The 15,837-nt window shown below is 62.6% G+C and carries 17 protein-coding genes; 11 read left to right on the top strand and 6 right to left on the bottom strand.

Annotated features, from left to right (window positions below; all coding sequences use genetic code 11):
• The first annotated feature begins 72 nt into the window (after positions 1-72).
• The 4 genes from C5F53_RS06065 to C5F53_RS06050 are packed head-to-tail and all read left to right on the top strand — an operon-like array spanning position 73 to position 4,991.
• Positions 73-600 (top strand): MarR family winged helix-turn-helix transcriptional regulator, encoded by a 528-nt coding sequence (locus C5F53_RS06065; RefSeq protein WP_105260485.1) that lies wholly within the window; start codon positions 73-75, stop codon positions 598-600.
• Positions 593-2,092 carry an efflux transporter outer membrane subunit gene (locus C5F53_RS06060; RefSeq protein WP_105260484.1) on the top strand — a complete coding sequence of 500 codons (1,500 nt, stop codon included), beginning with the start codon at positions 593-595 and terminating at the stop codon, positions 2,090-2,092. Before C5F53_RS06065 ends, C5F53_RS06060 begins: the two co-directional genes overlap by 8 nt.
• A 40-nt stretch (positions 2,093-2,132) precedes the next feature.
• Complete coding sequence (locus tag C5F53_RS06055) at positions 2,133-3,389, top strand: efflux RND transporter periplasmic adaptor subunit (RefSeq protein ID WP_105260483.1); 1,257 nt, start codon at positions 2,133-2,135, stop codon at positions 3,387-3,389.
• A gap of 36 nt (positions 3,390-3,425) precedes the next feature.
• A complete protein-coding gene (locus tag C5F53_RS06050) occupies positions 3,426-4,991 on the top strand; it encodes a DHA2 family efflux MFS transporter permease subunit (protein ID WP_105260482.1) in 1,566 nt (521 codons plus the stop codon).
• 68 nt (positions 4,992-5,059) lie between these two features.
• Here C5F53_RS06050 and C5F53_RS06045 read toward each other — a convergent pair whose 3' ends face one another.
• The 3 genes from C5F53_RS06045 to C5F53_RS06035 form a co-directional block, all read right to left on the bottom strand.
• Positions 5,060-5,485 (bottom strand): hypothetical protein, encoded by a 426-nt coding sequence (locus tag C5F53_RS06045; protein ID WP_146097303.1) that lies wholly within the window; start codon positions 5,483-5,485, stop codon positions 5,060-5,062.
• Between the two features lie 119 nt (positions 5,486-5,604).
• A complete protein-coding gene (locus tag C5F53_RS06040; protein WP_105260480.1) occupies positions 5,605-6,243 on the bottom strand; it encodes a CoA transferase subunit B in 639 nt (212 codons plus the stop codon).
• A 2-nt stretch (positions 6,244-6,245) separates the two neighbouring features.
• Positions 6,246-6,953 (bottom strand): CoA transferase subunit A, encoded by a 708-nt coding sequence (locus C5F53_RS06035; RefSeq protein WP_105260479.1) that lies wholly within the window; start codon positions 6,951-6,953, stop codon positions 6,246-6,248.
• Positions 6,954-7,032: 79 nt separating this feature from the next.
• On the opposite strand from C5F53_RS06035, the gene C5F53_RS06030 reads away from it, so the two are divergent.
• Positions 7,033-7,590 carry a PAS and helix-turn-helix domain-containing protein gene (locus C5F53_RS06030; RefSeq protein WP_105260478.1) on the top strand — a complete coding sequence of 186 codons (558 nt, stop codon included), beginning with the start codon at positions 7,033-7,035 and terminating at the stop codon, positions 7,588-7,590.
• Between the two features lie 7 nt (positions 7,591-7,597).
• Here the strand turns inward: C5F53_RS06030 and C5F53_RS06025 are convergent, their stop codons facing one another.
• A complete protein-coding gene (locus tag C5F53_RS06025) occupies positions 7,598-8,230 on the bottom strand; it encodes a LysE/ArgO family amino acid transporter (RefSeq protein WP_105260477.1) in 633 nt (210 codons plus the stop codon).
• A gap of 81 nt (positions 8,231-8,311) precedes the next feature.
• Between C5F53_RS06025 and C5F53_RS06020 the strand changes: the two genes are divergently transcribed.
• A complete protein-coding gene (locus C5F53_RS06020; protein ID WP_105260476.1) occupies positions 8,312-9,211 on the top strand; it encodes a LysR family transcriptional regulator ArgP in 900 nt (299 codons plus the stop codon).
• Between the two features lie 454 nt (positions 9,212-9,665).
• On the opposite strand, the gene C5F53_RS06015 is transcribed toward C5F53_RS06020, so the two are convergent.
• Together C5F53_RS06015 and C5F53_RS06010 are read right to left on the bottom strand one after the other, a co-directional pair.
• A complete protein-coding gene (locus C5F53_RS06015) occupies positions 9,666-9,971 on the bottom strand; it encodes a DUF1330 domain-containing protein (protein ID WP_105260475.1) in 306 nt (101 codons plus the stop codon).
• A gap of 17 nt (positions 9,972-9,988) precedes the next feature.
• Complete coding sequence (locus C5F53_RS06010) at positions 9,989-10,795, bottom strand: IclR family transcriptional regulator C-terminal domain-containing protein (RefSeq protein WP_105260474.1); 807 nt, start codon at positions 10,793-10,795, stop codon at positions 9,989-9,991.
• Positions 10,796-10,976: 181 nt separating this feature from the next.
• Between C5F53_RS06010 and C5F53_RS06005 the strand changes: the two genes are divergently transcribed.
• From C5F53_RS06005 to C5F53_RS05985, 5 genes are all read left to right on the top strand, one after another.
• Positions 10,977-11,912 (top strand): shikimate dehydrogenase, encoded by a 936-nt coding sequence (locus C5F53_RS06005; protein ID WP_105260473.1) that lies wholly within the window; start codon positions 10,977-10,979, stop codon positions 11,910-11,912.
• 61 nt (positions 11,913-11,973) lie between these two features.
• The gene (locus tag C5F53_RS06000; RefSeq protein ID WP_105260472.1) at positions 11,974-13,173 is read left to right on the top strand and encodes an ABC transporter substrate-binding protein; all 1,200 of its coding nucleotides are present in this window, start codon (positions 11,974-11,976) and stop codon (positions 13,171-13,173) included.
• A gap of 43 nt (positions 13,174-13,216) precedes the next feature.
• Positions 13,217-14,092: a branched-chain amino acid ABC transporter permease gene (locus C5F53_RS05995; RefSeq protein ID WP_105260471.1), complete on the top strand. Its 876-nt coding sequence runs from the start codon at positions 13,217-13,219 to the stop codon at positions 14,090-14,092.
• Between the two features lies 1 nt (position 14,093).
• Positions 14,094-15,080, top strand: a complete 987-nt coding sequence (locus tag C5F53_RS05990) for a branched-chain amino acid ABC transporter permease (protein ID WP_105260470.1) — start codon at positions 14,094-14,096, stop codon at positions 15,078-15,080.
• Complete coding sequence (locus C5F53_RS05985; protein WP_105260469.1) at positions 15,077-15,835, top strand: ABC transporter ATP-binding protein; 759 nt, start codon at positions 15,077-15,079, stop codon at positions 15,833-15,835. The genes C5F53_RS05990 and C5F53_RS05985 overlap by 4 nt, the downstream gene beginning before the upstream one ends.
• Positions 15,836-15,837 lie beyond the last annotated feature (2 nt).

The following is a 15,837-nucleotide window of genomic DNA, read 5'->3' as shown; positions in this document are numbered from 1 at the left end:
TTTTGCGCGCATTCAATTGCCCACGCAATATCAGCCTTGACAATATTTGCTTAGGCAATTAATATTCGGCCCATGCCAAAACCCAGCACACCTTCGTTCTATCACCCTGACAGCTACCGGCCGGAAGACAGCGTGGGCTATCTGATGCGCAACATCATCAGCCACGTCTCCCAAGCCGTAGACCGCAAGCTCGCCCATACCGAGCTGACCCATGCGCAGTGGATTCCACTCTTCAAGCTGTACAACAAGAGTGCCTCTACGGTGGCGGAATTGGCCCGCGCTTGCGAGATTGACAACGGCGCCACCACCCGCATGCTGGACCGCATGGAGGCCAAAGGCCTGTGCCAGCGGGTACGGTCCGAGCAAGACCGCCGGGTCGTCAACCTGGAGCTCACGCCTGCCGGCAATGCTGCGGCAGCCGATATCCCGCGCATCCTGAGCGACGTGCAAAACGCCCACCTCGAAGGCTTTACCCAGGAAGAGTTTGACAACCTGCGCGGCTACTTGCACCGCATCCTGGACAACGCCCAACGCATCAAAGCCGCCAACGGCACCGCTGCCAACCCCACCTCTCCCGATAGCGAAGCCCCTCATGTCTGACACCACCAACCCCACTTCCCCCGCGCTGCGCTGGAGCCGTTTTGCGCTCAGTGCCATCGCCCTCGCGTCGTTGACCGCCTGCGCCAATTTCTCCGGCATCTTTTCGCAGGCCAAACCCGTGGCGGCCCAGCAGGCGGGCCTGTCGACCCAGGCCATTCCCGCCGACAGCGTGGCGCTGGACAGCCAATGGTGGAAAGCCTATGGCGATGAACAGCTCAACCAGCTGGTGGACACGGCCCTGGCCAACAACCCCAGCCTGCGCGTGGCCCAGGCCCGGGTGCAGCGCGTGATGGCCTCCATCGACAACGCCGATGCCGCCAGCGCCCCACAACTGAATGCCAGCCTGGATGCATCCCGCCAGCTCTACACCCGCAACGGCCTGGTGCCCGCTCCGATTGCCGGTAGTGAGCGCGAGATTGCCACCCTGCAGGCCTCGGGCAACTGGGAGCTCGATCTGTTTGGTAAGAACCGCGCTGCGCTGGATGCGGCCATCGGCCAAAGCCGCGCCGCTCAGGCAGACGAGCAAGCCGCCCGCATGCTGCTGGCCAGCAATGTGGCGCGCAACTACTTCCAGTGGATGCGTATCCAGGGTCAGTTGGAGGTGGCACAACGCACCCTGGCCCAGCGCCAGCAGACGCAGCAGCTGGTGAAAGACCGCCTGCAAGCCGGCCTGGATACGCAGCTGGAACTCCAACAAAGCGAGAGTGGCCTGCCCGATGCCCGCTTCCAGATCGAAGCCCTGAAAGAACAGGAAGCCTTGCTGCTGAATGCCCTGGCCGCACTCACTTCACAACAAAACAAGCCTCTAGCGCTCACCAGTATTGCGCCAGCAGCTATTAATTCAGTAGCAAATGCGCAGACCCAGGTGCAAGCGGTGCCACTGGACCTGCTGGGCCGCCGGGCCGATGTGGTGGCTGCGCGCTGGCGCGTCGAAGCGGCTACCCGCGACGTCGACAACGCCAAGACCCTGTTCTACCCCAACATCAACCTGACCGCTTTCGCCGGCTTCTCCAGCATTGGTTTTGACAAGCTGGTGCAAAGCAGCAGCACGCAGTGGGGGGTGGGCCCGGCCATCCGCCTGCCCTTGTTTGAAGGGGGCCGCCTGCGCGCCAACCTCAAGGGCAAGACCGCCGACCTGGACGCCGCGATCGAGACCTACAACGCCGCCGTCGTCGACGCGGTGCGGGACGTGGCCGACCAGTTGGCCTCCACCCAAGCTATTGCCCGCCAACAGACCGAACAAAAAGCGGCACAACACGCGGCCGAAGCGGCCTACGCCATTGCCGTTCAACGCTACGAAGCGGGTTTGGGCAACTACCTGAACGTACTCAACACTGAAACCGCCGTGCTGGCCCAACGCAAGCTGGGCGTGGACCTGGCCGCCCGCAGCGTGGGCACGCAGATCCAGCTGATCCGTGCCCTGGGCGGTGGATTCAACGACACCTCCTCCGACACCAGTACCGCACAGGCCGACCACCACGCCGCCCGCTAAACACCCCATACACCGACCGAACCGATTGAAAGACAGCACTATGAGCACACCCTCCACCTCCGTCGCATCCGCTCCCGCCGGCAACCCCACCCGCAAGAAGGCCCTGACCGTCCTGTCCATCGTCGTCCTGCTGGGCCTGGCCTACGGCGGCTTCGAGTACTACGGCGCCCGCCACTCAGAAGAAACCGACAACGCCTATGTGCAAGGCAATGTGATCCAGATCACCCCGCAGGTGGGTGGCACCGTCACCGCCATCATGGCCGACGACACCGACTTTGTGAAAGCTGGCCAGGCACTGGTGAAGCTGGACCCCGCCGACGCCAAGGTTGCGCTGGACCAAGCCGAAGCCAACCTGGCCCAAGCCGTGCGCCAGGTGCGCACCCTGTATGCCAACAACGGCAGCTTGTCCGCCCAGGTGACCCTGCGCGAATCGGACATCGCCCGGGCACAAACCGACATCGCCCGCGCCACCGATGACCTGAACCGCCGCCAGGCCCTGTCGGGCAACGGCGCCGTGTCCAAGGAAGAGCTCAACCATGCCAAGTCGCAACTGGCCTCCGCCCAGAACACGCTGGCCGCGGCCCAGGCCGGTGTCGCCGCTGCCCGCGAACAACTCAACAGCAACCAGACCCTGACCGAAGGCACCAGCGTGGAAAACCACCCCAGTGTGATGGCTGCTTCTGCCAAGGTCCGTGAGGCCTTTCTGGCGCTGCACCGTGCGGAGCTGCCCGCCCCGGTGGATGGGTACGTGGCCAAACGCACGGTACAGCTGGGCCAACGCGTGGCCGCCGGTGCCCCGCTGATGGCCATCATCCCGCTCAACCAAGTGTGGGTGGATGCCAACTTCAAGGAAGTGCAGCTGCGCAACATCCGCATCGGCCAGCCGGTCAAACTCACCGCCGACCTGTACGGCAAAAAGATGGAATACCAGGGCACCGTGGCCGGCCTGGGTGTGGGTACCGGCGCAGCCTTCTCGCTGCTGCCCGCCCAAAACGCCACTGGCAACTGGATCAAGGTGGTGCAACGTGTGCCGGTGCGGGTGGCGCTGGATGCAGCGCAACTGGCGCAGAACCCGCTGCGCGTAGGCCTGTCCATGGAAGCCACGGTGGATGTAACCGACCAGAGCGGCAAGTCCCTGGCCGATGCCCCCCGCACCGCCTCCGCAACGCAAACCGATGTGTACACCGTGCTCGACCAGCAGGCCAACGATGAAGTGCGCAAGGTCATTGCCGCCAACCTGGGCCGGGGCGCCAAGCCCAACGTCCACGCTGCCGCCACCACCGCAGCCGGTGTGTAAAGCCCCATTGCGCCCGGCCCCCACCACGACCGCCCCATGAGTTCTACCGCCTCTTACACCGCACCCGCGCCCTTAGAGGGTTCGGCGCGCCTGTGGGGCACGATTGCCTTGTCAGCCGCCACGTTCATGAACGTGCTGGACTCGTCGATTGCCAACGTGTCCCTGCCCGCCATCGCTGGCGATCTCGGTGTCAGCTCCAACCAGGGCACCTGGGTGATCACCAGCTTTGGTGTGGCCAACGCCATCGCCCTGCCCCTGACAGGCTGGCTCTCGCAACGCTTCGGCCAGGTCCGCCTGTTCGTGACCAGCGTGTTGTTGTTTGTGCTGTCCAGCTGGCTGTGCGGCATTGCCCCCAACATGCCTTTTTTGATTGGCGCCCGCGCGCTGCAAGGTTTTGTGGCCGGCCCCATGATGCCGCTGGCACAAACGCTGCTGCTCTCCAGCTACCCGCCGGCGCTGGCCGGGCTGGCCATGGCGCTCTGGGCGATGACCACGCTGGTGGCGCCCGTGATGGGGCCGCTGCTGGGCGGCTGGATCACCGACAACGCCCACTGGGGATGGATCTTTTTCATCAACGTGCCCATCGGCTTGATTGCCGGCTTCATCACCTGGAGCATCTTCCACAAACGTGAAACGCCCACCCGCAAACTGCCGATTGACACCGTGGGCCTGGCCCTGCTGGTGATTGCCGTGACGGCCATCCAGATGATGCTGGACCGTGGCAAGGAGCTGGACTGGTTCCACTCCAACGAAATCATTGCGCTGACCGTGCTCTCGGTGATTGCCTTCGCTTTCCTGATTGCCTGGGAGCTAACCGACGAACACCCGGTGGTGGACCTGAAACTGTTCAAGCAGCGAAACTTTCTGACCGGCACCGTGGCCATGTCGATTGCCTACGGCCTGTTCATGGGCAACATCGTGCTGCTGCCGCTGTGGTTGCAAAGTTTCATGGGTTACACCGCCACGCAGGCGGGCATGCTGATGGCGCCGGTGGGCTTGTTTGCGATCATCCTCTCGCCCATCATCGGCAAAAACATCGCCAAGTTCGACACCCGAAGGCTGGCCACCATCGCCTTTCTGGTATTTGCCCTGGTGCTGTGGATGCGTTCACAGTTCAGCACGCTGTCGGACTTCAACACCATGATGATTCCGACGCTGATCCAGGGCATTGCGCTGGCGCTGTTTTTCATCCCGCTGACCAGCATCATCCTGGGAGGCTTGCCGGGCGACAAGATCGCCTCGGCCTCGGGCCTGAGCAGTTTCTTCCGGGTGTTGTTTGGCTCCTTCGGTACCTCGATCTCAGTCACCGTGTGGCAGGACCGCACCACCCTGCACCACGCACAGCTCACCGAGTCGATCAACCAGGGCAATGCAGCATCGAATAGCGCCCTGGCGGGTTTACATGCGGCAGGCCTGAGCACCGAGCAGGCCTTCAGCCAGATCAACCGGATGATCGACCAGCAGGCCGCGACGCTGGCGGCCAACGATGTGTTCTACGCATCGGCCCTGATCTTTGTGGCGTTGATTCCTCTGGTGTGGTTGTCACGCCCTGCCAAGACTGGCGGCGGCGCAGCGGCCGATGCTGCAGCCGCAGCGCATTGATACCCAGGCTTGCACGCGACCATAAAAAACGGGGCCTAGGCCCCGTTTTTTGATTCCTGAAATCCTGCTCAGCCCAGTTCTGGGCCGTTGGATGTTGCTGCCGTTCGGCTGGTACGGCTCGCGCCGTTGTTCACCGACCAGGGAATGCTGGCCGGCTTGTCCAGCGGTGCCACCTTGGCCAGCAAGGCTTGCCAGAAGAAGCCGCTCTGGATCGCAATCACCGCAAACAGCATGTAACTCTGCGAGCTGGAGGCCAACCACAGGTTATAGGTGGGCATAAAAACAAAAGGCGACACCAGCAGCGGCAGCACGATGCGCAGCACCTGCATGGACTCGATGCCCTTGCCCATGTTGAACAGGTCCCAGTAGTAGTTGGTGAACATGCCCAGAATCATCCAGCACACCAGATGCCATGCGTACACGATGCTGTGGTTGCGCACCAGCAGCGTGATCCAGGCTTGTGAGCCCTCGTCCGCATTAACAATCAGAACCATGAAGGTTCCCGTGGTGAGAAACACCACGAAGTAGATGAACATCAGGAATTTGAGCGCTCTGGACATGTTTTCCCCGGGTTTGAAATAGCGAAAGTATCTTACCCGCTGTCAGGTGCTGCTCAGAGCAGGGGAACCCCTGTTTTCTCCTGCAATTCCTCACGTGTCACGCCGGGTGCCAACTCCACCACTTTCAGGCCTTCGGGGGTCACGTCCATCACGGCCAGGTCGGTGATGATGCGGTCCACCACACCCATGCCGGTCAGCGGCAGGGTGCATTGGGGCAGGATTTTCAGGTCGGTGGTGCCGTCTTTCTTCTTGGCCACGTGTTCCATCAGCACGATCACACGCTTCACGCCCGCCACCAGATCCATGGCGCCGCCCATGCCTTTGACCATCTTGCCGGGGATCATCCAATTGGCCAGGTCGCCCTTGGCGCTGACCTGCATGGCCCCCAGGATGGACAGGTTGATCTTGCCGCCGCGGATCATGGCAAAACTCTCGTGGCTGCCAAAAATGCTGCTGCCCTTGATGGTGGTCACGGTTTGTTTGCCCGCGTTGATCAGGTCGGCGTCCACCTCGTCTTCGGTGGGGAACGGGCCAATGCCCAGCATGCCGTTCTCACTCTGCAGCCACACTTCTTTGTCGGCGGGCACATGGTTGGCCACCAGCGTGGGGATACCGATGCCCAGGTTCACATAAAAGCCGTCTTCCAGCTCGTGGGCCGCGCGGGCCGCCATTTGGTCTTGGTTCCAGGCCATGATTACACCCCCGCCTTTTCAGTGATGGTTCGTTTCTCGATGCGTTTTTCCGGTGTGGCGTTGAGCACAATGCGGTGCACATAAATACCGGGCAAATGCACTTGGTCCGGCGCAATATCACCGGTTTCCACAATCTCTTCCACTTCCACCACCGTGATCTTGCCGGCCATCGCCACCGCAGGGTTGAAGTTGCGTGCGGTAAAGCGGAACTGCAGGTTGCCGGATTTGTCCGCGCGGTGTGCCTTCACCAGCGCCACATCGGGCACCAGGGCACGTTCCATCACATAGGTCTCGCCGTCGAACTCGCGCAGTTCCTTGCCGTCGGCCACGATAGTGCCTACACCGGTCTTGGTGAAGAAAGCCGGAATGCCTGCGCCGCCAGCGCGCAGCTTCTCGGCCAGCGTGCCCTGGGGCGTGAACTCCAACTCCAGCTCGCCTGCCAGGTACTGGCGTTCAAACTCCTTGTTCTCACCCACGTACGAAGAAATCATCTTCTTGATCTGGCGCGTCTCCAGCAGCTTGCCCAAGCCAAAGCCGTCCACCCCTGCGTTGTTGGAGATGGCGGTCAGGTTCTTGGCACCGCTGTCGCGCAGCGCGTCAATCAATGCCTCGGGAATGCCACACAGGCCAAAACCGCCCACGGCCAGCAGCTGGCCGTCCTGGACGATGCCTTCAAGTGCCTTGGCGGCACTGGGATAGATCTTGTTCACAACAGGTCTCCATAAAAAGAAGCAACGGCCGTACGATACTACGTATGACCCTACGTAGTTCCCCGTAAAGCGCAACCCTATGGACATTGACTACCGCCTCGCGTTCGACATGGCCCCAGTGGGCCTGGCACTCTCGCGCAACCGCACCATGGTGGACTGCAACCAGCGCCTGTGTGACATGTTTGGGGCCGAACGGACGCAGCTCATCGGCCAGTCCTTCCAGGTGCTCTACCCCAGCGCCGACGAGTACGAACGTATTGGTGCGCGCATGGTCCCCATCCTCAACCGCAACGGCACTTACGCCGACGACCGCATCATGAAACGGCTAGAAGGCCGCTTCAAGGGCGAGACCTTTTGGTGCCACGTGACCGGGCGGGCGCTGAACCGCGATGCCCCCCACGAGGCCGGCATCTGGAGTTTTGAAGACCTGAGCGCGCGCCGCCCCGTCAAAGCCGAACTGACGCCCCGCGAACGCGAGGTGGCGGCCCACCTGATGCAGGGTCTGACCTCCAAACACATTGGTAAAACACTGGACATCAGTCACCGCACGGTGGAGATTTACCGTGCCCGGTTGATGCGCAAGTACAAGGCCTCCACCACCGCCGACCTGGTGCACAAACTCATGTCGGGCAGCTAGGCGCGGCTCACAGGTGCAGGCTGCGCTGCACCAGCCCGGCAGCAATCGTCCACATCATGCCGGCCACCAGCAGGTCCAGCAGGCGCCAAGCCAGCGGCTTGGCAAACAAGGGCGTGAGCACGCGCGCACCATAACCCAGCGCAACAAACCAGGCCGTGCTGGCACAGGCCGCACCCAGTAAAAATGCGCCCTGTGTGCCAGCCGGCTGCTTGGCCCCCACCGCGCCCACCAGAATCACCGTGTCCAGGTACACATGGGGGTTGAGCAGGCTCAGGGACAAGGTCTGCGCCACCATGCGCGAAGCTGACACCGGCACACCGGCTGCTGCCGTTTGCAGCGCTGCGGGCTGCAAGGCCCGGCGCAAGGCCAGGGCGCCATACACCGCCAGCACCGCAGCCCCCAGCAGGCCCAGCGCATCCAGCGCGCCAGGGTACTGGCCCAGCGAGGCCGCCAGCCCGCTCACGCCCAGGGCCATCAGCACCACGTCGAGCAGCGCACACACCGCCACCACGGCAGCCACATGTTCGCGGCGCAGGCCCTGGCGCAACACATGCGTGTTCTGGGCCCCAATGGCCATGATGAGCGACAGGCTGAGCGTCAACCCGGTGAGGAATACAGAGAAGCTGAAGGAAGAAGACATGCCCGCAGTATCGCCATGCAGGACCCCACAGACTACTGAAACCTGCTAATGTAGAAACAGCACTACTTAACTTAAATCACTATGCTCGACACTGCCCTGCTGGCCACTGTGGCCGCCGTGGTGCGCGAAGGCAGCTTTGAGCGCGCCGCCCGCACCCTGCACATCACCCCCTCTGCCGTGTCCCAACGCATCCGCCTGGCCGAGGAACGTGTAGGGACCGTGCTGGTGGTGCGCGGCCAGCCCTGCACGCCCACCGAGGCCGGCGCCCGCCTGTGCCGCCATGCCGACACCGTGGCCCTGCTGGAGAACGACCTGCGCCGCGACATGCCCGCGCTGCGGCAGGACGACGCAGCGGCGCCCCACACCACCATCCGCATTGCCATCAACGCCGACAGCCTGGCCACCTGGTTTGTACCCACCATGCAGAAGTTTTGTGAAACGGGTACCCCACTGCTGGACATTGCGCTGGACGACCAGGACAAAACCAGCGAATGGCTGCGCCGCGGCCAGGTGCTAGCGGCGGTCACTTCGCTGGCCAAACCGGTGCAAGGCTGCCGCAGCCGCAAGCTGGGCGCGCTGCGTTACTGCGCCACGGCATCGCCCGCCTTTATGCAGCGCTGGTTTGCCACGGGCGTGAACGCCGAGGCCCTGGCCCGCGCGCCCAGCCTGGTGTTTGACCGCAACGACCGCCTGCAGGAGCAATGGGTACGCCGCGTGGTGCGCAAAGACCTGGCCCTGCCAGCCCACCGCATGCCCTCGTCCCAGGCGTTTATCGACGGGGCACTGGCAGGCATTGGCTGGGGTATGAACCCGCTGGCGCTGGTACAGGAGCACTTGGCTGCGGGTCGCCTGGTAGAGCTGCTGCCGGACCGGCCGCTAGACATTCCGCTGTACTGGCAGGTGGCCAAGTTGCCCTTGCCCGAATTGGCGCGGTTGAGTCAGTGTGTGCTGGCGACTGCGGGGAGGGTGTTGGTGGGGTGAGGCGGCCCCTTGGTCTTTCGCTGGATTTAGTTGGTTGGGTTGGACCGCTTTTTTTTAACACCCACTCCCCCAGCCCCTCGCCCCGTCGGCGAGGGGAGCCTTTTGAACAGCCGATTTGGGGGCTGTCTCCGACAAGGTTGCTACACAAGGACCGTCGCCAACGGGTGGGTACGCCAAGGCCCGAACTAACGGTTGTGGAAAACGCGGATGTGCTGGCGCGGAGCCACTGGCGTGCGCAGCCGCCAGCGTTGGCAAACAAACATATCCGAGGTATCCACAACCGCAGGCACTGGCCGTGGAGTGAAGCAACGGTGGCAACCTCACCCCAGTAGCCACGTATCCGGCGCCCAACAGATAAATACGGCTGTTAAAAGCTCCCCTCGCCGACGGGGCGAGGGGCTGGGGGAGTGGGTGTTAAAAAAACCGGTGCATGCACAAAAAGAATGAAAAAGAGTCACCCAGGCTGAGGCCCGTCATACCCCTCAATCACAATCACATCCGCCGTAGCCGCCCCCACCCGGCAGTCCCGCGCCGCCTTGTACTCCGCCGAATTCCAGCAATCCAGCGCCGCCTGGTAACTCGGAAATTCAATCAACACATTGCGGCTACGCGCCGTGCCCTCCACCGCCTCAAAGGCACCCGAGCGCACCAAAAACCGCGCCCCGTATTTGGCAAATGCCACCGCGTTGGCAGTGATGTAAGTCTTGTACTTTTCAGGGTCGGTCACATCCACACGCGCCACCCAATAACCTTTGCTCATTCGTTGGTCTCCTTGTTTCAAATCAGGTTGCGCATCGCGCGTGCGGTCTCCTGCAGCACGGGCAACACGCGGTTCACGGCGTCGTCGGTTGACTCATTGCCCATGGGCATGGTCACGTTCAGCGCCCCCACCAGCACGCTGTGCCGGTCCATCAGCGGCACGGCCACACCGCGGTGGTTCAGTTCCAGCTGTTGCTCCGACACCGCCCAGCCCTGCATACGAATGCGTGCCAGTTCCACGCGCAGCCGGTCTTTGCTGGCGATGCTGTGGGAGGTGTAGGCGCGCAGTTCGCGGGCCGTAATCCAGCGGTCCAGCCACTCGGGGTCACGCATGGACAGTAACAACATGCCCGCGGCGGTTACCTGCGCCGGCACGCGCGCGCCCAGCACATACCCCGTGTTCATGGTGCGGTTGGTGCCGTTGCGGGCGATGTAGACGATGTCGTCACCATCCATCACACACACGTAGGCAATCTCTTGGGTGCCCGCCGTCACCCGCTGCAAAAACGGCTGCACGATGCGCGGCAGCCTTGCCGACTCCAGGTAGGACTGGCCCAGGCGCAGCACACGCGGGGTCAGCCAAAACAGCTTGCCGTCGGTGGCCACATAGCCCAGGTACTGCAGGGTGAGCAGGTAACGGCGCGCGGCGGTGCGTGTCATGCCACAGCGCTCGCCAGCCTGGCTGGCGGTCATGCGCGGGTGGGCGTCGTCAAAGGTTTCGATGATGGACAGGCCTTTTTCCAGCCCGGCAATCCAGTCTTTCTTATCCAGCCCGGGCAACTCGGGTTCAGTCAGGGCGGGTGGCGTGTTGGCAGTGCTTGGCATGGGCCAAATTCTGGGGGTCTACACCCACCGTTCGCCCTAGTGATAACCCGCATTACGAACGATCATCGAACAAACATGTTCGATAAACGATCTTTTTAGGTAGATTTTGCTTTTTAAAACCATTGGCCCTGGCTAAAGTTCGCTCCGAAATTGCCAAATTGATCGACAACCGTACATTCTTATGCACTCCGCCGCCACATCCGCTCTCTCGGGCACTACCGACGTGTATTTGATCGTCGGCCACCCCGTGGCGCAGGTGCAGGCGCCCGCCCTGTTCAACGCCGTGTTTGCCCGCGCGGGCCTCAATGCGGTGATGGTGCCGGTGCAGATTGCGCCTGGTCAGGTGCTGGAATTTGTGAAGGCTGCGTTCCTGGCCCCCAATATCCGAGGCCTGTGCGCCACCATTCCGCACAAAACCGTGCTGGCCGAGTGGGTGGACGACTGCAGCCCCATGGGCCGCATTGCCGGCGCCGTGAACGCGGTGCGCCGCCACGCCGACGGACGGCTTGAAGGCGCCTTGTTTGATGGCCAGGGCCTGCGCGCTGCACTGGACTACTTTGGCATGGCCTACGCCAGCCGGCGCGTGCTGGTGTTGGGCGCGGGGGGTGCCGCCGCCGCCATTGCCACGGAGCTGGCCTGCGCCATGCCGGGCGCTGCGGCCCACGTGAGCCTGTTTGACCCGGTACCCGGCAAAGCCGAGGCGGTAGCCAGCCGTATTGCCCGCCACACCCCCGCCCAGGTGCTGGCCGCTAGCAGCAACGACCCCGCCGGGTTTGACCTGGTGATCAACGCCAGCCCACTGGGCCTGCAGCCGGACGACGCCTTGCCCTGCGACGTATTGCGCATGGAGCCACACGCGGCGGTGATGGACATTGTGATGAAGCACCAACCCAGCCCCTGGGTGCGCGCGGCCCGGGCCCGAGGCCTGTTGGCCCAGCCCGGTTTTGAAATGCTGATCCAGCAAACCGTGCCCTACCTGGAGTTTTTTGGCCAACACACTGCCGCCGAACTGGTGCGCACCGACGCCACCTTTCTGCGCGAACAGATTTACCCGAGCACGCTGCGCAGCGAAATCCGCGGGCGCGAGCCGCACCTGCTGATCCCTGCGCTGCTCTGACGCGATCCCCCACCGCTTTTCACCCTGGCATTCTTATTTATTCAACCGAGGAGACAATGACATGCAAAAACGAAATACTCTCAAATTGATAGCTGCTTGCGCAATGCTGATGGGGGCTAGCGCCTCTTTTGGTCAAGAAACTATCAAAATCGCGAACATTGTGGAGCTGTCCGGCGGCGGTGCCACGGCCGGCACCAACTTCAAAAACGGCGTGGAACTGGCCGTGAAGGAAATCAACGCCGCAGGCGGCATTCTGGGCAAGAAGATCCAGACCATCACCTCCGATACCCAGTCCAACCCCGGCGTGGCCAAGGGCCTGACGCAAAAGGCCGTGGACGATGAGGTGTTCGCCATCTTCGGCCCGGTGTTCTCGGGTTCCATCATGGTGTCCATGGCCGAGAGCCGCAAGGCCGAGATCCCCAACTTCACCGGTGGCGAGGCGGCCAGCATCACCATGCAGGGCAACCCCTACATCTTCCGCACCAGCTTCACCCAGGCCACGGCCATGCCCAAGGTGGCGCGTTACATCAGCGACCAGGCCAAGCTCAAGACCCTGGCCGTCATCTATGTGAACAACGACTTTGGCAAGGGCGGCCTGGACATGATCAAGAAGGCGCTGGACAAGTCGCCCACCAAGATCGTCACCGAAATCTCCACCGACTCCGGCCAGGTCGACTTCTCGGCTGCCGTGCTCAAGGCCAAACAAAGCGGCGCCGACGGCGTGTTTGTCTACTCCAACGAAGAAGAGTCGGCCCGCATGCTGCGCGAGTTCCGCAAACAAGGCTGGAATAAACCCATCATTGGCGAAACCACACTGACCGGCCAAAAGGTCATTGAACTGGCCGGTGAAGCCGCCAACGGCGCGATTGCCCACGTGGGCCTGACCGTGGACGCCCCGCTGCCCGCGATCCGCGCGTTCCGCGCCAAGTTCGAGCGCGACTACAAATATGTGTCCGACCACAACGGCATGAAGGGTTACTCCGGCATCTACACGCTCAAGGCCGCCATCGAAAAGGTCGGCAAGCTCGACCGCAAGGCCGTGGCCAACGCGCTGCACAGCCTGGTGGTCACCACCGACAAGGAACCCGGCATCCTGATGAACGTGGCCTTTGACCAGAACGGCGACCTGGACCGCGAGAGTTTCCTGGTGGAAGTGAAAAACGGCCAGCAAGTGGTAGTGGCCACGCTGCCCCCGCTCAACCCCATGGCGATCAACAAACCCGCGGCAGCTGCCAAACCCGCCGCCCCGGCCAAGAAGTAAGCCTGCGCCTGAACGCCCAACGCGCCACACCACGGGATCCCCCATGACCGACTTTCTCCAACTGCTCTTCAGTGGCATGGCCACCGGGGCCATCTACGGCCTGGCTGCGCTGGGCTTCACCCTGCTGTGGCAGGCCAGCGGCACCATCAACTTCGCCCAGGGCGAGTTTGTCATGCTGCCAGCCTTCATGATGCTGGGCTTTTTGAGCCTGGGCGCGCCCATGGCAGTGAGCTTCAGCATGACCGTGGTGCTGGCGGTGTTTCTGCTGGGTTGGGTGTTCAAGCGGGGCCTGGTGGACCCGCTGTTCAAGTACGGCATGATGCCCATCGTCGTGGCCACCATTGGCCTGTCGATTGCCATGCGCAACGGCCTGCGTGCCGGCTACAGCGCCGAGGCCCACCCCTTCCCCAGCCTGTTTGCCGACAAGTTGTTCAACATCGCGGGCGTGACCATCACGCTGGCCGATGTGGGCACCTTCAGCATCGCGCTGGTGCTGGTGTTTGCCACCCAGGCCTTCATGACCAAAACCGTGACCGGCCGCGCCATGCAGGCCGTGGCGCAAAACACCGAGAGTGCCTCGGTGCTGGGCATCAACGTGCCGCGCATGATCTTCTACGCCTTTGCAATCAACGCGGTGCTGGCGGTGGCTGCGGCCCTCTTGGTCACCCCCACGTATCTCGCCAAGTTCGACATGGGCGAATCCTTGGGCAACAAGGCCTTCTTCGCGGCCATCATCGGCGGCTTCAACAACTCGCGCGGCGCGCTCTTGGGCGGGCTGATTGTGGGCGTGTGCGAAAACCTGGCCGCGGCCTACATCTCCCCGGCCTACAAAGACGCGGTGGCACTGGTCATCTTCATGGTCGTGATCCTGTTCAAGCCGCAAGGCCTGCTGGGCAAGAAAGTCGAACGCAAGGTCTGACATGAAAAAACTCACTCTCATTTTGATAGCTGCTTGCGCAGTACTGCTGCTGGCTGCACCGCCTTTTCTTAAAAATTATGGGGTGTACCTGCTGTCCTACTGGCTGGTGTTTGTCATCGCCACCATGGGCCTGAACCTGACCGTGGGTTACGCCGGGCAAAAGTCCCTGGGCCACGCGGCCTTCTTTGGCATCGGTGCCTATACCGTGGCCATCATGATGAAAGCGGGCATCAGCTTCTGGCTGGGCCTGCCGGCGGCCGCGCTGATCTGCTTTTTTGTCGGCATTGCGCTGGGGTTTCCAGCACTGCGCGTGCAGACCATTTACCTGGCCTTTGCCACGCTGGGTTTCAACACCGCGGTGTGGCTGGTCATGCGCAACGAAGAGTGGCTGACGGGTGGCACCTTTGGCATCAATAACATTGCCCGCCCCAGCCTGGCCGGCTTTTCGCTGGAAGGCAACCTGGCCTACTACTACTTTGTGCTGGCCACCACCGTGCTGCTGGGCGCCCTGCAATGGGGCCTGCTGCGCAGCCCCTGGGGCAAGGCGTTTACCGCGCTGCGTGACAACCCCATCCGTGCCGAGAGCTTGGGGCTAGACACCCGCTCTTACACGCTACTGAGTTTTGCCATTGGCGCGGTGTATGCGGGCATTGCCGGTGCCTTGTTCGCCTCGCTGGTCCAGTTCATCGAACCCGCCCCCTTCACCGTGGGCGCGTCCATCATGATGTACCTGATGGTCGTCGTTGGTGGCCCGGGTTACTTTTTGGGCCCCTTGCTGGGCTCGGCCGTGGGTGTGATCCTGCCGGAGTGGCTGCGTTTTGCGCAGGCCTGGTACCTGTTCGTCTTTGGCGCCGCCGTGGTGCTCTTGATGATCTGGCTACCCGATGGCCTGCTGAGCATTCCCGACCGCATCAAGGCCAAGCGCCAGGCGCGCGAAGCCAGTGCCGCCCGCGCTGCGGTCGCCCAACAACAGGGAGCCCAACAATGAGCCAGCCCGTCCTTAAAGTGACCAATATCAAAAAGGCCTACGGCGCCATCCAGGCCGTGGGTGGTGTGTCCTTCGAAGTCATGCCCGGAGAAATCTTCGGTGTGATCGGGCCCAACGGCTCGGGCAAGACCACGCTGTTTAACAGCATGCTGGGCCAGATCACGCCGGACGCCGGCCAGATCGAGCTCAACGGCAAAGACGTGACCCAAGCCGGCCCGCTGGAACTTAACCGCCTGGGCGTGGGCCGCACCTTCCAGACGCTACAGGTGTTTGGCAAGATGACGGTGCGCGACAACCTGATCGTGGCCGCGCAGGAGCACCAAGGCAGCATGCTGAGCCGCATGTTCGCGCCCTCCGATTCGGGCCTGGGCGCCAAGGCCGATGCGCTGATCGACCAGTTCCGCATCCGCCACGTGGCCGACAAAAAAGCCGGCGAGCTGAGCTACGGCCAGCAGAAGCTGGTGGACATTGCCATGGCCTTCATGAGCGAGCCCGACCTGGTGCTGCTGGACGAGCCCTGTGCAGGCGTGAACCCCAGCCTGGTGGGTGGCATCAGCACGCTGCTGAAAGAACTCAACCGCAACCCCAAGTTCGGCAAGAAGAGTTCATTTGTCGTTATCGAACACAACATGGACTTTGTGATGGACCTGTGCCACCGCATCATGGTGATGGTGGAGGGCCAGGTGCTGGCCATCGGCACGCCGGAAGAAATCCGCAGCAACAAACAGGTGCTGGACGCCTACCTCGGGAGCTGAAG

Origin of the sequence: Rhodoferax sp. TS-BS-61-7, assembly GCF_002943465.1 — a bacterium.
Lineage (GTDB): Bacteria > Pseudomonadota > Gammaproteobacteria > Burkholderiales > Burkholderiaceae_C > Allorhodoferax.
Note: the sequence above shows the minus strand (reverse complement) of the source record. Positions and strands in the feature narration are given on the sequence as shown.

Excerpts from the sequence above, each read along its gene's own strand:
- C5F53_RS06065 (WP_105260485.1), top strand. The coding sequence starts at position 73 with ATGCCAAAACCCAGCACACCTTCGTTCTATCACCCTGACAGCTACCGG.
- C5F53_RS06060 (WP_105260484.1), top strand. The coding sequence starts at position 593 with ATGTCTGACACCACCAACCCCACTTCCCCCGCGCTGCGCTGGAGCCGT.
- C5F53_RS06055 (WP_105260483.1), top strand. The coding sequence starts at position 2,133 with ATGAGCACACCCTCCACCTCCGTCGCATCCGCTCCCGCCGGCAACCCC.
- C5F53_RS06050 (WP_105260482.1), top strand. The coding sequence starts at position 3,426 with ATGAGTTCTACCGCCTCTTACACCGCACCCGCGCCCTTAGAGGGTTCG.
- C5F53_RS06045 (WP_146097303.1), bottom strand. The coding sequence starts at position 5,485 with ATGGTTCTGATTGTTAATGCGGACGAGGGCTCACAAGCCTGGATCACG.
- C5F53_RS06040 (WP_105260480.1), bottom strand. The coding sequence starts at position 6,243 with ATGGCCTGGAACCAAGACCAAATGGCGGCCCGCGCGGCCCACGAGCTG.
- C5F53_RS06030 (WP_105260478.1), top strand. The coding sequence starts at position 7,033 with ATGGACATTGACTACCGCCTCGCGTTCGACATGGCCCCAGTGGGCCTG.
- C5F53_RS06025 (WP_105260477.1), bottom strand. The coding sequence starts at position 8,230 with ATGTCTTCTTCCTTCAGCTTCTCTGTATTCCTCACCGGGTTGACGCTC.
- C5F53_RS06020 (WP_105260476.1), top strand. The coding sequence starts at position 8,312 with ATGCTCGACACTGCCCTGCTGGCCACTGTGGCCGCCGTGGTGCGCGAA.
- C5F53_RS06015 (WP_105260475.1), bottom strand. The coding sequence starts at position 9,971 with ATGAGCAAAGGTTATTGGGTGGCGCGTGTGGATGTGACCGACCCTGAA.
- C5F53_RS06010 (WP_105260474.1), bottom strand. The coding sequence starts at position 10,795 with ATGCCAAGCACTGCCAACACGCCACCCGCCCTGACTGAACCCGAGTTG.
- C5F53_RS06005 (WP_105260473.1), top strand. The coding sequence starts at position 10,977 with ATGCACTCCGCCGCCACATCCGCTCTCTCGGGCACTACCGACGTGTAT.
- C5F53_RS06000 (WP_105260472.1), top strand. The coding sequence starts at position 11,974 with ATGCAAAAACGAAATACTCTCAAATTGATAGCTGCTTGCGCAATGCTG.
- C5F53_RS05995 (WP_105260471.1), top strand. The coding sequence starts at position 13,217 with ATGACCGACTTTCTCCAACTGCTCTTCAGTGGCATGGCCACCGGGGCC.
- C5F53_RS05990 (WP_105260470.1), top strand. The coding sequence starts at position 14,094 with ATGAAAAAACTCACTCTCATTTTGATAGCTGCTTGCGCAGTACTGCTG.
- C5F53_RS05985 (WP_105260469.1), top strand. The coding sequence starts at position 15,077 with ATGAGCCAGCCCGTCCTTAAAGTGACCAATATCAAAAAGGCCTACGGC.